Genomic DNA, 16,508 nt, shown 5'->3' on the forward strand with positions numbered 1-16,508 from the left:
TGGTGCCGCACCACCCGTCAACGGGCACAGGCACCCGTCACTGGTCTGGGCCGGAGTGTGCGTTCGATGTGCGAGGGACCTGGACGAGCCGACATACTCAAGCGTCGAGCGACATACCCCGGGGGGTCAGGCCTTGTCCGAGACCGAAGAAGTCCACGTCATTGGCTATGCGAGCGGCGTCTTCGACATGTTCCATGTCGGACACCTCAACATCCTGCGCCGCGCGGCCGAGCGGTGCGACCGCCTGGTGGTCGGAGTAGGCACCGACGAGTACGTCGAGCAGCTGAAGGGCCGGTTGCCGGTCGTGCCCTTCGCCGAGCGTCTCGAGATCGTGGCATCGCTGCGCATGGTCGACGAGGTCATCGCCGACCACTCGGAGGACAAGACCGAGGCCCACCGCCAGCGCCCCTTCGACGTCATCTTCAAGGGTGACGACTGGAAGGGCACTGCCAAGGGCAGCCGCCTGGAGAGCTCGATGGCTCCGCTCGGGGTCGAGGTCGTCTACTTCCCCTACACCTTGCACACCTCCAGCACGATCCTGCGCGCGCACATCACCGGTGCCCACGCCAGCTGAGGGCGACGTCGGTCCGCTGCCTGCCAGCAGTGCCGCTCGCGTCCGACTGGTCGTCGTCAACTACGGCTCGCACCGCCTCCTCGAACGCAACCTTGGCCCGCTCACGGAGGACACACCCGGACTGCGGACCAGTGTCGTCGACAACCTCAGCACTGCTGCCGAGCGCGAGGCCGTCTCGCGGCTGGCGTCGCGCCACGGGTGGGACCTCCTGGCACCGGACGGCAACCTCGGCTTCGGCGCCGGGGTCAACCTCGCGCTGCGTCGCTCGCCCGACGAGGACGTCGTCGTCCTGCTGAACCCCGACGCGAGCCTGACACCGGGCGACCTGCACCGGCTCGTTGCTCGCGCACTCAGCCACCCGGACGAGCTCGTGGCACCTCGACTCGTGCGACCGGACGGAACGCGAGTCGCCCACGGCTCCGACGTCGTGCTCGCCACCGGCGAGATGCGTGGGTCCCACAGACGACCCGTTGACGCCGACCCCGCGTCGTACCAGCCCTGGCTGAGCGGCGCGTGCCTCGCGATGTCGCGCGCGCTGTGGGATCGCGCCGGCGGCTTCGACGACGACTACTTCCTCTACTGGGAGGACGTCGACCTGTCCCGCCAGGTGCTGGCCGCGGGCGGCCGTCTCGAGCTCCTCCAGACCGCGAGCGTGGTGCACGACCAGGGCGCGACCCACCGCGAGCAGACATCCACCCGCGAGAAGTCCCCGACGTACTACTACTGGAACGCCCGCAACCGTCTCGTCTTCGCGAGCAAGCACCTCTCTCCCACCGACCAGCGGCGGTGGCTCCGCACCTCTCCCGGTGCCGGCTACCGGTTGCTGCTGCAGGGAGGGCGCAGGCAGCTGCGGCGTCCCTCTCGCACCGTGTGGCCGGTGCTGCGCGGGATCCGCGACGGCTACCGGTTCATGCGACGTGGCGGGGTCGGCTAGTCCGGCTCGGCCGGCGGCTCGGCCCCACCCGCCTCGTTCCGCTCGGCCCACTCCAGCAGCGGAGCGAGGTCGAAGACCTCGTCATCGATGCCGGCGTGCAGGTCGCCGAGCTGGGCGTAGCGCGCCGGCACGGTGGCGATGGTGAAGTCGTCGGGCTCGCAGTCGTCGACCTCGTCCCAGCGGACCGGGGTGCTGACCGTGCCGACCTCGTTGCCGCGCACGGAGTATGCCGCCGCGATGGTGTGGTCGCGGGCGTTCTGGTTGTAGTCGACGAAGAGGTCGGCGGGGTCGCGGTCCTTGCGCCACCACGTGGTGGTGACGTCGTCGCTGCGCCGCTCGACCTCGCGCGCGAACGCCAGCGCCGCGCGGCGTACGTCCTTGAAGCCGTGGTCGGGCGGGATGCGGACGTAGACGTGCAGCCCGCGGCCGCCACTGGTCTTCGGGAAGCCGGTGGCCCCGAGCTCGTCGAGCACCTCGTGGACGACGTGGGTGACCCGCTGGACCGTCGACCAGGGGCAGTCGGGTCCGGGGTCGAGGTCGATGCGCCACTCGTCGGGCTGCTCGACGTGGTCGCGGCGGCTGTTCCACGGATGGAGCTCCACCGTGCTCATCTGCACCGCCCACACGACCTGGGCGATCTCGGTGACGCAGAGCTCGTCGGCCGTGCGGTTCCAGCGCGGGAAGTGGACCCGCACGGTCTCCATCCACGGCGGGGCGCCGTGGGGCAGCCGCTTCTGGTGGACCTTCTCCCCCGTCACCCCCGTCGGGAAGCGGTGCAGCATGCACGGCCGCTCGCGCAGGGCGTTGACGATGCCGTCGCCGACCGAGAGGTAGTACTCGACGAGGTCGAGCTTGGTCTCGCCCCGCGCCGGGAAGTAGACCCGGTCGGGATTGGAGATCCTCACGACCTTGTCGTCGACCTCGATCTCGACGCTGGGGCTCTTCGACGCCACGAGCAGGGCCTAGTCGGTGCCGTGCTCGGCGACGAAGGCGAGGATCGGCTCGGCGAGCTCGGGGCGGCACACCACCAGGTCGGGCAGAAGCACGTCGTCCTGGTTGTAGCGCAGCGGGCTGCCGTCGACCCGGCTCGTGAAGAGCCCGGCAGCGCGCGCGACGGCGACCGGCGCCGCGGAGTCCCACTCGTACTGACCGCCCGCGTGGACGTAGGCGTCGGCCACGTCACGGGTCACCGCCATCACCTTGGCACCGGCGGAGCCCATCGGCACCAGCTCACCGCCGAGGTGGTCGACGAGCGCCTTCACGAACGCGGGCGGGCGGCTGCGGCTGGCGATGATGCGGGGATGGCCGGCCGAGGACGGCGGCACGACGGGCGGCTGCCCGGTGTGGAAGGTGGTGCCGAGCCCAGGCTGGGCGACCGCCCCGGCGACCAGCTCACCCTCCCCGGCGGCCGAGCGCTGCCACAGCGCGACGTGGACCGCCCAGTCGTCGCGCGGCGGCTCCGAGAACTCACGGGTGCCGTCGAGCGGGTCGATGATCCAGACCCGGTCGGAGGTGAGGCGGTCGTGGCGCGAGACCGTGCCGCGGTGCTCCTCCTCCGACAGCACGGCGTCGTCGGGCCGGTGCTCGGCCAGCAGCCGCATCAAGAGCTCGTGGGCGGCGAGGTCGCCGGCGTCCTTGAGCTCACGACCCTCGAGGCCCTGGCCCCGGACCCGCAGCAGCACCTCACCGGCCTGCGTGGCCAACCACGCCGCGAGGGCGTGGTCGTCGGTGGGGTCGGGCAGCGTCTCCAGCGCGATCACGGCGCCAGCCTAGTGAGCCGCTCTGACAGCGCGACGCCCCCGCGTCAGGAGTTGAAGCGCTGCTGGGTGGCCTCGAGGCCGTCGCGCACCAGCGACTCGACCGCGTCGGCGGCGGTGTCGACGAGGAAGGGCAGCGTGGCGCGCTCGGGCTTCGACCACGTGGACAGCACGAAGTCTGCGGGGTCCTGGCGCCCCGGGGGCCGGCCGATGCCGACGCGCACCCGGTGGAAGTCACCGCTGCCGAAGGAGGAGCGCATCGACTTCAGGCCGTTGTGGCCGTTGTCGCCGCCACCCTTCTTGGCGCGCAGGGTGTCGAAGCCGATGTCGAGCTCGTCGTGGATCGCGACGACGTGCTCGACGTCGACGTCGTAGAAGGAGGCGAGCGCCTTGACCGGCCCGCCCGTCTCGTTCATGTAGCACGACGGACGCGCCAGCACGACGCGCGGTGCGTCGGTGCCGGGCGCACCGAGGCGGCCTTCCACCACCTCGGCGCGCCCGGACTTGTGGCGCTTCCACGACCCGCCGACCCGCGTCACGAGCTCGTCGGCCACCAGGTAGCCGATGTTGTGACGCGTCGCGGCGTACGTCGGCCCCGGGTTGCCGAGGCCGACGACCAGCCAGACGTCAGCCACTCAGGACTCGTCGGAGGACTCGCCCTCGGCGGCCTCGGAGTCGCCCTCGCCCTCGGTAGCGACGTCGCCCTCGGCGGCCTCGTCCTCGGACTCGTCGCGCTCGATGCCGGCCTCGGCCTCGGCCTCCTCCAGCTCGGCCTCGACCTCCTCGGCGGTCGGCGCGTGGATGACGTTGACGACGAGCTGCTCGTCGTCGGTGAGCACGGTCGAGCCGCTGGGCAGGTCGAGGTCCTTGGCGAAGACCTGGAAGCCGGGCTCGGCGTCCTCGACGGAGACGGTGACCTGCTCGGGGATGTTCGTGGCCTCGGCCTCGACGCTCACGGTGTTGAGCTCGGTGACGACCAGCGCCTCGCTCTTGGCCTCGCCCTCGACGTGGACGGGGATGTCGACGGTGACCTTCTCGCCCTTCTTCACCTGGACGAAGTCGATGTGCTCGAGGAAGCCCTTGATCGGGTCGCTCTGCACCTGCTTGGTCAGCGCGAGGTAGCTCTTGCCCTCGAGCTGCACGTCGAGCAGCGCGTTGGCGCCACCCTTCTTCAGCGCCATCATGGCGTCGTGGCCCGGCAGCGTGATGTGCACGGGCTGGTTGTCGGAGCCGTAGATGACGGCGGGGACCTTGTCGGCGCGGCGGATGCGGCGGGCGGCGCCCTTGCCGAACTCGGTGCGGGCCTCTGCCTGGATGCGGTCGTTGCCAGCCATGTCTTTGCTCTCCTCGGGACGTGCGTCAGGGGGGTCTGGGTGCCTCGTGGTCGGGGCCCGGAGACGACACATGCACCGCGCGCCGACGCGGCACGGTGCATGGGACCGGACCACGTCGATCACGGAGCCGGGGTCTCACCGGTGCTCCCTCGCCGAGGCAACTGCGCAAGGTTAACGAACGTGCGGCGGCGAGGTGAAATCGGGGCCGCCCTTCGTGGCTCGCTCCGCTCGCACCTCAGGGAGCGGCATGCACTCGCTGGACTCGCGCCTCAGGGAGCGGCAAGCGCTCGCTCCGCTCGCGCCTCAGGGAGCGGCAAGCGCTCGCTCGCTCGCACCTTTGGGGGGCGACATGCACCCGCTCCGCTCGCACCTCCGGGAGCGGGGGCAGATGCCGCTCCCTGAGGAGCCCGCGAGGGACGAGCGGGCGTCACGAAGGGCGCGGCCGGTGGTCTCGACAGGCTCGACCAGCGTGGAGGCCAGTGGTCTCGACAGGCTCGACCAGCGAAGGCTCGACCAGCGAAGCGCTCGACCGGCGTGGGCGGGTCAGGCGTGGCCGTCGAACATCGAGGTGACGGAGCCGTCCTCGAAGACCTCCTTGATCGCCCGGGAGATCAGGGGGGCGATCGAGAGGACGGTGAGCTTGTCGAAGTGGCGCTCGGCCGGGATCGGGAGGGTGTTGGTGACGACGACCTCGACGGCGGCGGAGTTCTTCAGCCGGTCGACCGCGGGGTCGGAGAGGATCGCGTGGGTCGCGGCGATGACGACACCCGCGGCGCCGTCCTCGACGAGCGCCTCCGCGGCCTTCACGATGGTGCCGCCGGTGTCGATCATGTCGTCGGTGAGGATGCAGATGCGGCCCTCGACCTTGCCGACCACGCGGTTGGCGACGGTCTCGTTGGGGCGGTCCTCGCGGCGGGTCTTGTGGATGAACGCCAGCGGTACGCCGCCCAGGCGCGCCGACCAGCGCTCGGCGACCTTGATGCGGCCGGCGTCGGGCGAGACCACGGCGAGGCGCTGGTCGCCGTACTTCTCCTGGACGTAGTCGCACAGGATCGGCAGCGCCATCAGGTGGTCGACGGGGCCGTCGAAGAAGCCCTGGATCTGGTCGGCGTGCAGGTCGACGGCGATGAGGCGGTCGGCGCCGGCGGTCTTGAACAGGTCGGCCATGAGGCGCGCCGAGATCGGTTCGCGGCCGCGGTGCTTCTTGTCCTGGCGGGCGTAGCCGTAGAACGGCAGCACCACGGTGATGCGCTTGGCCGAGGCCCGCTTGAGCGCGTCGACCATGATCAGGTGCTCCATGATCCACTCGTTGACCGGAGCCGTGTGGCTCTGGATCACGAAGGCGTCGGAGCCGCGCACCGACTCCTCGTAGCGCACGTAGATCTCCGAGTTGGCGAACTCGTAGGCCGAGGTCGGGACGAGCCCGGTGCCGAGGCCGGCGGCCACCTCCTCGGCGAGGTGGGGGTGGGCGCGGCCCGTGAAGACCATGAGGTTCTTCTCGGTGGTGCGCTTCATTCCGCTCACGTGCGGCGCTCCTCGGGGCTGGGGGCCTCCAGACCGCTCGATTCTGTCCCACGACCCACGACCGGCGCGAGCCGGGTGCGACGCCCGGTGCTCATGCGCCGTTCACTCCCCCGCCGGGGCCCCGGCCTCCTCAGCGGCCACGGCCTGCGCGGTGCCGCCCCGCCTGCGGAGCACCCACCCGAGCAGGGTGCGCTGCGGGCCGGCGCTGACCGCCAGCGCGCCGGCGGGCACGTCCTCGCGGACGACGGCGCCCGCGCCCGTCGACGCGCCGTCGCCGAGCGTCACCGGGGCGACGAAGGTGGTGTTCGAGGCGCCGCGGGCGAACCGGCCGATACGGGTCCGGTGCTTGGCGACCCCGTCGTAGTTGGCGACCACGGTGCCCGCGCCGAGGTTGGCCCCCTCGCCGACGTCGGCGTCGCCGACGTACGACAGGTGCGGGACCTTGGCGCCGGGGCCCAGTTGCGAGTTCTTGACCTCCACGAAGGTGCCCGCCTTGGCCCCCGCGGCCAGCTCGGTGCCCGGCCGCAGGTAGGCGAACGGGCCGACCTGGGCGGCCTCGCCCACGACCGCGAGCTGGGCGTGGGTGCGCACGACGCGGGCCCGGGCGCCGACCTCGACGTCCTCGAGCGTGGTGTCGGGCCCGACCACGGCCTCCTCGCCGACCACCGTGGCGCCGAGCAGCTGCGTCCCGGGCAGCAGCGTCACGTCTCGGTGCAGCACGACGTCGGCGTCGACCCAGGTCGTCGCGGGGTCCATCACCGAGACGCCCTCGCGCATCCAGCCCTCGACGACCCGACGGTTCAGCTCGCGGCCGAGCGCGGCGAGCTGGACCCGGTCGTTGGCACCCTCGGTCTGCTGCACGTCGTCGAGCACGTGCGCCCCCACGGGGAGGCCGTCGGCACGGGCGATCGCCACGGTGTCGGTGAGGTAGTACTCCCCCGCGGCGTTGTCGTTGCGCAGCCGCGGCAGCGCCCCGCCCAGGAAGGCCGCGTCGAGGGCCAGGATCCCGCTGTTGATCTCGGCGACCCTGCGCTCCTCCTCGCTGGCGTCCTTGTGCTCGACGATGCCGGTCACGACGCCCGAGGGGTCGCGCACCACGCGCCCATAGCCGGACGGGTCGGACACGACGCCCGACAGGATGCTGACCGCCCGCGAGGCGCCGGCGTGGTCGTCGAGCAGGGCCTGCAGGCTCTCGGCCCGCAGCAGCGGGGTGTCGGCGTACGCCACCAGCACGGTGCCGTCGCGCTCGCCCTCGGGCAGGGCGTCGACGGCGACCCGGACGGCGTGCCCGGTGCCGTCCTGCACCTCCTGCACCACGACGGTCGCGTCGGGCAGCAGCTCCTGCACGTGGGGGCCGACCTGCTCGCGCTGGTGCCCCACGACCACGACCACGCGACGCGGCTCCAGGCGGCGCACGGCGGCCAGCACGTGGCCGACCATGCTGCGTCCGCCGACGCGGTGCAGCACCTTCGCGGTGCTGCTCTTCATCCGGGTGCCCCCACCGGCGGCGAGGACGATGACAGTCAGGTCGGAGGTCACGGGAGGGGACTCTAGGTCGTGGCCCGAGGTCGCGGCAGGTCAGACCGCCGCGAGGTGCATCTGCAGGGAGTAGCGGTCGGCGCGGTACCAGCTGGTCGCGACCTCGACCGGGCGACCGCGGCTGGTGGAGCGGCGCTCGAAGACCATCAGGGGCGCGCCGGGGGCCACGCCGAGCAGCCCGGCGACGCGCTCGTCGGCCCCCTCCGCCCAGACGACCTGCTCGGCGGCGTCGACCGGCACGTCGTAGTGCTGGGCCAGCAGGTCGTAGACCGAGCCGCCGGCGGCGAAGGTGGTGTCGAGGTCGGGCAGCAGGTCGGCTCGCAGGTGGCTCTCCTCGTAGGCCATCGGCTCGCCGTCGGCCCGCCGCAGCCGCACCAGGTGCCAGCAGGCGCCCACGCCGAGGTGGCCGCGCGCGGCCGCCGGGGCGCTCACCTTGGCCAGGCCCAGCAGCTCGGACTCCGGCCGCAGGCCGCGGGCCGCCATGTCGCGGGTGAACGACGCGAGGTGCACGTCGGTGACGAGCCGGGGCTGGGCCGCCGGGGCGGCGACGTACGTGCCGCGGCCGGGGCTGCGCGAGAGCACGCCGTCGTCGATCAGCCCGTCGACCGCCTTGCGCACGGTGCCGCGGCTGACGTCGAAGCGCTGCATCAGCGTGCGCTCCGACGGCACCGGGTCGCCCGCGTCGAGCGCTGCTGCTTGGCCGAGCAGCCACTCGCGCAGCTGGGCGTGCTTGGGCACGGCTCCGCCCTCGACCAGCGGTGTCGACACCTCCACGTGGGCTCCCAGGTCGTCGCGATAGGACCATTGACAGAGTAGCGGTACAGACAGGTACTGTACCAGTTGTCGAGAACCACGTCCCGGCCCGATCCTGGGGAGAAGACCACATGACCACCGCCACCACCGACCGCGGGTCCGCGGCCCCGGCTCGCCCGCGCCGTCGGCTTCCCGGCTTCGCGGGCCTGCAGCGCTTCGGCAAGAGCCTGATGCTGCCGATCGCGCTGCTGCCCGCCGCCGGCATCCTGCTCCGCCTGGGCCAGGACGACCTGCTCGGCGGGATCGACACCCCCGGCATCGGCGCGTTCTTCGACGCCATGAGCGCGGCGGGCGGGGCCGTCTTCGACAACCTCCCGCTGCTCTTCGCCGTCGGCGTCGCCATCGGGATGAGCCGGAGGTCCGACGGGTCGACCGCACTGTCGGCGGTCGCGGGCTACCTCGTCATCGCCGCGGTCTTCGAGGCGATGTCGCCCATCGTGCTCGCGGGCGAGACCGACGCGGCCGGGGAGCAGCTGATGATCAACTACAGCGTCTTCGGCGGCATCGCCGTCGGCCTGGTGACGGCGTACCTCTTCGACCGCTACCACACCATCGAGCTGCCGGCGTACCTCGGCTTCTTCGGCGGCCGCCGGTTCGTGCCGATCGTGGTCTCGCTGACGACGCTGGTGCTCGGCTTCGCGCTGAGCTGGATCTACCCGCTGTTCCAGGCCGGGCTGACCTCGGTCGGCGCGTTCATCGGCGGCTCGGGCGCGCTGGGGGCGTTCCTCTACGGCTTCTCCAACCGGATGCTGATCCCGCTCGGGCTGCACCACATCCTCAACACCTACATCTGGTTCATCTACGGCGACTACGACGGCCCGAACGGCGTGGTCTCCGGCGAGCTGACCCGCTTCGCCGCCGGCGACCCGACGGCGGGCCACCTGACCGCGGGCTTCTACCCGATCCTGATGTTCGGCCTGCCCGGCGCGGCGCTGGCGATGATGCACGTGGCCAAGGCGTCGCAGAAGAAGGTCGCGGTCGGCATCCTCTCCGCGGCCGCCCTGACGGCGTTCGTCACCGGCATCACCGAGCCGCTCGAGTTCGCCTTCATGTTCGTGGCCTTCCCGCTGTACGTCGTCCACGCGCTGCTCACCGGCCTGTCGATGGCCATCGCCTACCTGCTCGACATCCACCTCGGCTTCTCGTTCTCGGCCGGGCTCATCGACCTGCTGCTCTACGGCACGGCGCCGGCGGCCAAGAACATCCCGCTGCTCATCGCCATGGGCGCGATCTTCTTCGTCCTCTACTACGTGCTGTTCCGCTTCGCGATCGTGCGGTGGAACATGCGCACCCCGGGCCGGGAGCCCGACGACGAGCTGGCGACGGCCGACGACGGCGCGGCCGCTCCGAGCGCCGACCGCCGTCAGCAGGCCGCCGACCTGGTCGCCGCCTTCGGCGGGCGCGACAACCTCGTCGCCGTCGACGCGTGCATCACCCGGCTGCGCGTCGAGGTCGCCGACAAGGCGGGCGTCGACAAGGCCCGGCTGCGGGCGCTCGGCGCGGCTGGCGTGATGGAGGTCGGCAACAACGTGCAGGCCGTCTTCGGCCCGCGCGCCGACGCCCTGCGCTCCGACATGCAGACCTGGCTCGACGGCGGCGAGGTGCCCGAGGCACCTGCCGAGCCGGCCCCGACCACCGCCACCACCACGACGGCCGGACTGCAGGTCCTCTCCCCCGTCCCGGGCCGGCTCGTCGCGCTCGAGGACGTCGCCGACCCGACCTTCGCCGGCGGCGTGGTCGGGCAGGGGGCCGCCGTCACCCCGCCGCAGGAGGTCGTCTACGCCAAGGCGCCGGTCAGCGGCACGGTGCGGGCGCTGAAGCCCCACGCCTTCGTGGTCGTGACCGAGGACGGCGCCGGTGTGCTCGTCCACCTCGGTCTCGACACGGTCCGCCGGGGCGGTGCCGGCTTCGAGGTGCTCGTCTCCGAGGGCGACGCCGTCGTCGCCGGGCAGGCCGTGATCCGCTACGACGTGCCCGACGTGGTGGCCGCCGGGCTCGACCCTGTCGTGCCCGTGGTCGTGATGGACAAGAAGGCGACCGTCGAGGTGACCGCCCAGGGCGGCGACGTCGAGGCGCTCGGCCAGCTGCTGGCCGTCGGCGCCGGGGCGGGGCGGTAGCCGTGGAGGTCGTGGTCTGCGACAGCCCCGAGGCGGCCGGGGCCCTGGCCGCCGACGCGGTGGGCGAGCTGCTGCGTCGTACGCCGGACGCGGTGCTGGGCCTGGCCACCGGCTCCTCCCCGCTCCCGCTGTACGACGAGCTGGCCCGGCGCTGCGACGCGGGCGAGGTGTCGTTCGCCCGGGCGCGCGGCTACACCCTCGACGAGTACGTCGGCCTGCCCCCCGAGCACCCGCAGCGCTACCGCAACGTCATCGACACCGAGCTCGTCTCCCGCGTCGACCTCCCCGAGGGCGCCGTCGCGGGGCCCGACGGCCTGGCCGACGACGTGCCGGCGGCGTGCGCGGCGTACGAGCAGGCGATCGCGGACGCCGGCGGGATCGACCTGCAGGTGCTCGGCATCGGCACCGACGGCCACGTCGGATTCAACGAGCCGGGGTCGTCGCTGGCCTCGCGCACGCGCATCAAGACGCTGACGCGTCAGACCCGGCTCGACAACGCGCGCTTCTTCGACGACGACCTCGACGCGGTGCCGACGCACTGCCTGACCCAGGGCCTGGGCACGATCATGGCCGCGCGCCACGTGGTGCTGCTCGCGAGCGGGCGGGGCAAGGCCGAGGCGGTGCACCAGCTGGTCGAGGGCCCGGTCAGCGCGATGTGGCCGGCCACCGTGCTGCAGCACCACCCGCACGTCACGGTGCTGCTCGACGAGGCGGCGGCGAGCCGGCTGCAGCTGGCGGGCTACTACCGCGACACCTACCGCGCGAAGCCGGCGTGGCAGGGCCTGTGAGCGCGCTGCTGCTGAGCGCCGACCGGGTGCTGACGGGCACCGGTGACCTCTCCCCCGGCTGGGTCGAGGTCTCCGGCGGGCAGGTGGCCGCCCTCGGCGAGGGCACCCCACCGAGGCCCGCCGACCTCGACCTCGGCGCGGCGACCGTCGCCCCCGGCCTCGTCGACGTGCACGTCCACGGCGGCGGCGGGGCCTCTTTCACCGGCCCGCCGGAAGAGGTCGAGGCCGCCGTCGCGACCCACCGCGCGGCCGGCACCACCACGGTGCTCGCCAGCCTGGTCACCGCCGCGCCCGACGACCTGCTGCGCTCGGTCCGCGAGCTCGCCTCGCTGACCGACGCGCGGGCCGTCGGCGGCACCCACCTCGAGGGACCGTGGCTCAGCCCCCGGCGCGCGGGCGCCCACGAGGTCGCGCAGCTGCGCGCGCCCGACCCGGCCGAGGTCGACGCGCTGCTCGAGGCCGGGCGCGGCACCATCCGCATGGTCACCCTGGCCCCGGAGCTGCCCGGCGCGCTCGACGCCGTACGCCGCCTCGTCGCCGCAGGCGTGACCGTCGCGGTCGGCCACACCGACGCCTCCTACGAGGAGACCCGTGCCGCGATCGACGCCGGCGCGAGCGTCGGCACGCACCTGTTCAACACCATGCCCGGGCTGCACCACCGCGACCCCGGCCCGGTCGGGGCGCTGCTCGGCGACGACGGGGTCGTGGTCGAGCTCGTCGCCGACGGCGTGCACCTGCACCCCCAGGTGCTCGCCCTGGCTGCGCGCTCCGCGGCGGGCCGCTTCGCGCTGGTCAGCGACGCCATGGCGGCGGCGGGCGCACCCGACGGCGACTACCGGCTCGGGGCGCTCGACGTCGAGGTGCGCCAGGGGGTGGCGCGCCTCAGCGACAGCGGGGCGATCGCGGGCTCCACCCTCGTGCTCGCCGACGCCGTCCGCTTCTCGACGCAGGTGGCGGGCCTGCCCCTGGCCGACGCCGTACGGGCCGCCACGACGACGCCGGCGGAGGCCGTCGGCCTCGCCGCGGGCCGGCTCGAGCCGGGCGCGGCGGCCGACCTCGTGGTGCTCGACCGGGACCTTGCGGTGGCGCGGGTGATGGCGGGAGGACGGTTCGTCGAGACGGCGGGGTGATCCGGGTCGCACGGGGAACTAGCCAGACGGCGCCGACGGCGCCGACTGCGGACCAGCCCCCATTCCCCACCGGAAGGACCCGAATCGTCATGGCGGAGTACACCGAGTACAGCGAGGTGCTCGAAGGACAGTGCCCCTTCGGCGGCAACCGCGTGGGCGGCGCGTTCACCTCCAAGCCGACGCTCTCCGACTGGTATCCCGACCGGCTCCGCGTCGAGCAGCTGCACACCGACGGCGCAGCGGCCAACCCGCTGTCCGACCAGGACTACGAGGCGGCGTTCGGCGCGATCGACCTCGACGCGCTCAAGGGCGAGATCAAGACCTTCCTCACCACCTCGGTCGACTGGTGGCCCAGCGACTACGGCAACTACGGCCCGCAGATGATCCGGATGGCGTGGCACTCCGCCGGCACCTACCGCATCGCCGACGGCCGCGGCGGGGCGAGCCGCGGCATGCAGCGCTTCGCGCCGGTCAGCTCGTGGTGGGACAACGGCAACACCGACAAGTCGCGCCGGCTGCTGTGGCCGATCAAGAAGAAGTACGGCAACGCGCTGTCCTGGGCCGACCTGATGGTCCTCACCGGCAACTGCGCGCTCGAGATCATGGGCTTCCCCACCACCGGGTTCGGCGGCGGCCGCCGCGACGCGTGGGAGGCCGACGACGCGACGTACTGGGGCCCGGAGTGGATCGACAACTCCCACCCCTCCGCGCAGGACGACATGGTCTTCCGCGACCAGCGCTGGACCGGCGAGCCCGGCGACGCCGACTACGAGCTCGAGCAGCCGCTGGCCGCGTCGCACCAGTCGCTGATCTACGTCAACCCCGAGGGGCCGAACGAGAACGGCGACCCCGCCGAGTCGGCCGTCGACATCCGCATCACCTTCGGCCGCATGGCCATGAACGACGAGGAGACGGTCGCGCTGATCGCCGGCGGCCACGCCTTCGGCAAGAGCCACGGCAAGGTGTCGACCGACCGGATCGGCCCCCCGCCCGAGATCGCCCCGATGGAGCAGCAGGGCCTCGGCTGGAGCAACCCGCAGGGCTCGGGCAACGCCGAGCACACCATGACCAACGGCATCGAGGGCTCCTGGACGCCGAACCCGACGGTCTGGGACAACGACTACCTGACCAACCTGTTCAGGTACGACTGGGAGAAGATCGAGAACCCCGACACCGGGGCCACCCAGTGGAAGCCCAAGGACCCCGACGCGCCCCGCACCCCCGACGCGCACCTCGAGGGCGAGACCCACGAGCTGATGATGATGACCTCCGACATCGCGCTCAAGGTCGACCCGGTCTACCGCGAGATCTGCGAGCGGTTCCTCGCCGACTTCGACTACTTCACCAAGGCCTTCTCCGAGGCCTGGTACAAGCTGACCCACCGCGACATGGGTCCGAAGTCGCGCTACCTCGGCCCCGAGGTCGCCGAGAAGGACTTCCTGTGGCAGGACCCCGTGCCCGTCCACGAGGGCCCCGTCGTCGGTGACGCCGAGGTCGCGACGCTCAAGCAGGCCATCCTCGACACCGGCCTGTCGGTCTCCGACCTCGCCTACACCGCCTTCTCCTCCGCGGTGACCTACCGCGACAGCGACAAGCGCGGCGGCGCCAACGGCGCCCGGATCGCGCTCGCGCCCCAGAAGGACTGGAAGGTCAACGCCCGCTGCGGCGAGGTGCTCGACCGGCTCGCCCAGGTCAGGTCCGAGAGCGCGGCGAACGTCAGCCTCGCCGACCTCATCGTGCTCGGCGGGTGCGTCGCGGTCGAGCAGGCGGCCAAGGCCGCCGGCCACGACGTGGCGGTGCCCTTCACCCCCGGCCGCACCGACGCCACCGACGAGCAGACCGACCCCGAGCAGATCGAGTGGCTCGCCCCCGTGGTCGACGGCTTCCGCAACTACGTGCTGCCGGAGTTCTCGTCGGTCTCGAAGGTGGCGCCCGAGGAGATGTTCCTCGACAAGGCCGGGCTGCTCGGCCTCACGGCGCCCGAGTGGGTCGCGCTGACCGGCGGCCTCCGGGCGCTGGGGTGCAACCACGACGGCTCCGCCACCGGCATCTTCACCGACCGTGTCGGCGAGCTGACCACCGACTTCTTCGACGTGGTCACCTCGATGGACTACGCCTGGTCCAAGGTCGACGACGACGGCTACGCCTTCACCGTCGACGACCGCGCGACCGGCGAGAAGAAGTACGACGCCTCCCGCAACGACCTGCTCTTCGGGGTCAACTCGCAGCTGCGCGCCATCTCCGAGGTGTACGCCGCCTCCGACGGCGAGGCGCGCTTCGTGCGCGACTTCGTGGCCGTCTGGGACAAGGTGATGATGCTCGACCGCTACGACGTCCGGCAGGGCTGAGGCTCGACGCCCCGGTTCCTGAGGAGGTTGCGCAGCAACCGTCTCGAAGGACGCCCCGGTTCCCGCCCCGCGGGGGCCGGGGCGTCGTACGTCTCGGGCTCCCCGGGTAGGAGTCGAACCTACGTCGCTTGTCCTGATTCAAAGTCAGGCGGGCCCTGCCGGCAGACCAACCGGGGATTGCTCTGCGAACGGTAACGCCCGCAGCCGGCGGGGCCGCGGTGACCTGCGCTCCGACCTCGGGTGCACGGGGCTCGGGGCACCTCGACCAGCCCGGCCTTCCATCGCTGGTCGAGGTGCGAGGGCCGCCAGGCCCGAGCCTCGAGACCCCGCGAGCACGCGCCGACCTCGGGCCAGCAGCGCGCGGACCGTCACCTCCACGACACCTGGGGGTTGCCTGCTGTCACCGGGACGGGGTGGGGTGAGCGGCATGACATCACTCGGGAAGACCCGCGCGCTCCCCCGCGCCCTCACCCTGCTCGTCGGCGGCGGCCTCGCGCTCGCGCTGCCGGTGACCGCGACCGCCGTACCGACGCAGCCGGCGCCGTCCGACGCCCAGGCCCAGAGCGCCCGTCCGGGGCCGAAGCCCCAGGCCGAGCCGCTGGTGATCGGGCACCGGGGAGCGTCCGGGTACCGCCCCGAGCACACCCTGGCGGCGTACCGCCTCGCGATCCGGCAGGGCGCCGACTACATCGAGCCCGACCTGGTGCCGACCAAGGACGGCGTGCTGGTCGCGCGTCACGAGAACGAGATCGGTGGCACCACCGACGTCAGCGCGCGGCCGGAGTTCGCGGCGCGCAAGCAGACCAAGACCATCGACGGCAAGCCCGTGACCGGGTGGTTCACCGAGGACTTCACGCTCGCTGAGCTCAGGACGCTGCGCGCGAAGGAGCGGCTGCCGCAGGTGAGGCCGCAGAACACGGCGTACGACGGTCGCTACGACGTCCCGACCTTCGTCGAGGTGCTCGCCGTCGTCAACCGCACCAACGCCCGGCGACCCGGCGTCAAGGACGACATCGGTGTCTACCCCGAGACCAAGCACCCGACGTACTTCCAGTCGATCGGGCTTCCGCTCGAGAACCGGCTGCTGCGCGACCTGCGCGAGGCGGGGCTCGACAAGCCGCGCGCCAAGGTCTTCCTGCAGAGCTTCGAGACGACGAACCTGAAGTACCTCGACCGTCGCACGAAGCTGCCGATCGTCCAGCTCATGGACTCCACGGGGGCGCCGTACGACCTGGTCGCGCGGGGCGACGACCGCACCTATGCCGACCTGACCAAGCCGGCCGAGCTGCGCAAGATCGCCCGCTACGCCGACGGCATCGGCCCCAACAAGACCCTGGTGCTGCCGCAGGCCGCGGACGGCTCGCTGCTGGCCCCCACCCCCGTGGTGCGCGACGCCCACCGGGTCGGGCTGCTCGTGCACGTCTTCACGCTGCGCCGGGAGAACCAGTTCATGGCGACCGACTTCCGCCAGGGCGCCGACCCGAACGCCGTCGGCGACATGGTCGCCGAGGCCCGGGCCTTCCTCGACGCGGGTGTCGACGGCTACTTCACCGACAACCCCGACATCGGCGTCCGCGCCCGCGACGCGTGGGTGCGCTCGGGGGTCCGCCCCGCGGCCTGACCGCACGCCTCGCGCGGCGCCCCGGCCAC

At 72.5% G+C, this 16,508-nt stretch carries 14 protein-coding genes and 1 tRNA gene; 7 read left to right on the forward strand and 8 right to left on the reverse strand.

All coding sequences use genetic code 11. The annotated features are described in order from the left end of the window. The first annotated feature begins 133 nt into the window (after positions 1-133). The gene (locus tag ACYU8I_RS15030; RefSeq protein WP_460842300.1) at positions 134-574 is read left to right on the forward strand and encodes an adenylyltransferase/cytidyltransferase family protein; all 441 of its coding nucleotides are present in this window, start codon (positions 134-136) and stop codon (positions 572-574) included. Continuing rightward, positions 558-1,508: a glycosyltransferase family 2 protein gene (locus ACYU8I_RS15035; protein ID WP_460842303.1), complete on the forward strand. Its 951-nt coding sequence runs from the start codon at positions 558-560 to the stop codon at positions 1,506-1,508. Before ACYU8I_RS15030 ends, ACYU8I_RS15035 begins: the two co-directional genes overlap by 17 nt. On the opposite strand, the gene ligD is transcribed toward ACYU8I_RS15035, so the two are convergent. The 7 genes from ligD to ACYU8I_RS15070 all read right to left on the reverse strand — a co-directional run bounded on the left by ligD (position 1,505) and on the right by ACYU8I_RS15070 (position 8,436). Next, entirely contained in the window at positions 1,505-2,461 is a 957-nt protein-coding gene (gene ligD / locus ACYU8I_RS15040; protein ID WP_460842305.1) for a non-homologous end-joining DNA ligase, read from the reverse strand. The genes ACYU8I_RS15035 and ligD overlap by 4 nt on opposite strands. A 9-nt stretch (positions 2,462-2,470) precedes the next feature. Next, on the reverse strand, positions 2,471-3,268 hold the full coding sequence (locus ACYU8I_RS15045; RefSeq protein WP_460842307.1) for a 3'(2'),5'-bisphosphate nucleotidase CysQ: 798 nt from the start codon (positions 3,266-3,268) through the stop codon (positions 2,471-2,473). Between the two features lie 44 nt (positions 3,269-3,312). Beyond that, entirely contained in the window at positions 3,313-3,900 is a 588-nt protein-coding gene (gene pth / locus ACYU8I_RS15050; protein ID WP_460842310.1) for an aminoacyl-tRNA hydrolase, read from the reverse strand. Further along, complete coding sequence (locus ACYU8I_RS15055) at positions 3,901-4,599, reverse strand: 50S ribosomal protein L25/general stress protein Ctc (protein WP_460842312.1); 699 nt, start codon at positions 4,597-4,599, stop codon at positions 3,901-3,903. A gap of 543 nt (positions 4,600-5,142) precedes the next feature. Then, positions 5,143-6,114 (reverse strand): ribose-phosphate diphosphokinase, encoded by a 972-nt coding sequence (locus tag ACYU8I_RS15060; RefSeq protein WP_460842400.1) that lies wholly within the window; start codon positions 6,112-6,114, stop codon positions 5,143-5,145. Between the two features lie 111 nt (positions 6,115-6,225). Further along, positions 6,226-7,662: a bifunctional UDP-N-acetylglucosamine diphosphorylase/glucosamine-1-phosphate N-acetyltransferase GlmU gene (glmU, locus tag ACYU8I_RS15065; RefSeq protein ID WP_460842314.1), complete on the reverse strand. Its 1,437-nt coding sequence runs from the start codon at positions 7,660-7,662 to the stop codon at positions 6,226-6,228. Between the two features lie 39 nt (positions 7,663-7,701). Further along, entirely contained in the window at positions 7,702-8,436 is a 735-nt protein-coding gene (locus ACYU8I_RS15070; protein WP_460842317.1) for a GntR family transcriptional regulator, read from the reverse strand. 110 nt (positions 8,437-8,546) lie between these two features. Here ACYU8I_RS15070 and ACYU8I_RS15075 point away from each other — a divergent pair, with 110 nt between their 5' ends. The 4 genes from ACYU8I_RS15075 to katG all read left to right on the forward strand — a co-directional run bounded on the left by ACYU8I_RS15075 (position 8,547) and on the right by katG (position 14,858). Continuing rightward, positions 8,547-10,592, forward strand: a complete 2,046-nt coding sequence (locus tag ACYU8I_RS15075; RefSeq protein ID WP_460842319.1) for a PTS transporter subunit EIIC — start codon at positions 8,547-8,549, stop codon at positions 10,590-10,592. Positions 10,593-10,594: 2 nt separating this feature from the next. Next, positions 10,595-11,380, forward strand: coding sequence for a glucosamine-6-phosphate deaminase (nagB, locus tag ACYU8I_RS15080; RefSeq protein ID WP_460842321.1), 786 nt, complete (start codon positions 10,595-10,597; stop codon positions 11,378-11,380). Continuing rightward, positions 11,377-12,510: an N-acetylglucosamine-6-phosphate deacetylase gene (nagA, locus tag ACYU8I_RS15085; RefSeq protein ID WP_460842323.1), complete on the forward strand. Its 1,134-nt coding sequence runs from the start codon at positions 11,377-11,379 to the stop codon at positions 12,508-12,510. The genes nagB and nagA overlap by 4 nt, the downstream gene beginning before the upstream one ends. An 89-nt stretch (positions 12,511-12,599) precedes the next feature. Further along, on the forward strand, positions 12,600-14,858 hold the full coding sequence (katG, locus tag ACYU8I_RS15090; protein ID WP_460842325.1) for a catalase/peroxidase HPI: 2,259 nt from the start codon (positions 12,600-12,602) through the stop codon (positions 14,856-14,858). A gap of 98 nt (positions 14,859-14,956) precedes the next feature. Here the strand turns inward: katG and ACYU8I_RS15095 are convergent. Continuing rightward, positions 14,957-15,035 (reverse strand) — tRNA-Gln (locus tag ACYU8I_RS15095). 250 nt (positions 15,036-15,285) lie between these two features. Here ACYU8I_RS15095 and ACYU8I_RS15100 point away from each other — a divergent pair. Beyond that, on the forward strand, positions 15,286-16,479 hold the full coding sequence (locus ACYU8I_RS15100) for a glycerophosphodiester phosphodiesterase (protein ID WP_460842326.1): 1,194 nt from the start codon (positions 15,286-15,288) through the stop codon (positions 16,477-16,479). Positions 16,480-16,508: the final 29 nt, after the last annotated feature.

The sequence above is a fragment of the Nocardioides marmoraquaticus genome (assembly GCF_054777915.1).

Excerpts from the sequence above, each read along its gene's own strand:
- ACYU8I_RS15055 (WP_460842312.1), bottom strand. The coding sequence starts at position 4,599 with ATGGCTGGCAACGACCGCATCCAGGCAGAGGCCCGCACCGAGTTCGGC.
- ACYU8I_RS15060 (WP_460842400.1), bottom strand. The coding sequence starts at position 6,114 with ATGAAGCGCACCACCGAGAAGAACCTCATGGTCTTCACGGGCCGCGCC.
- ACYU8I_RS15075 (WP_460842319.1), top strand. The coding sequence starts at position 8,547 with ATGACCACCGCCACCACCGACCGCGGGTCCGCGGCCCCGGCTCGCCCG.
- ACYU8I_RS15100 (WP_460842326.1), top strand. The coding sequence starts at position 15,286 with ATGACATCACTCGGGAAGACCCGCGCGCTCCCCCGCGCCCTCACCCTG.
- katG (WP_460842325.1), top strand. The coding sequence starts at position 12,600 with ATGGCGGAGTACACCGAGTACAGCGAGGTGCTCGAAGGACAGTGCCCC.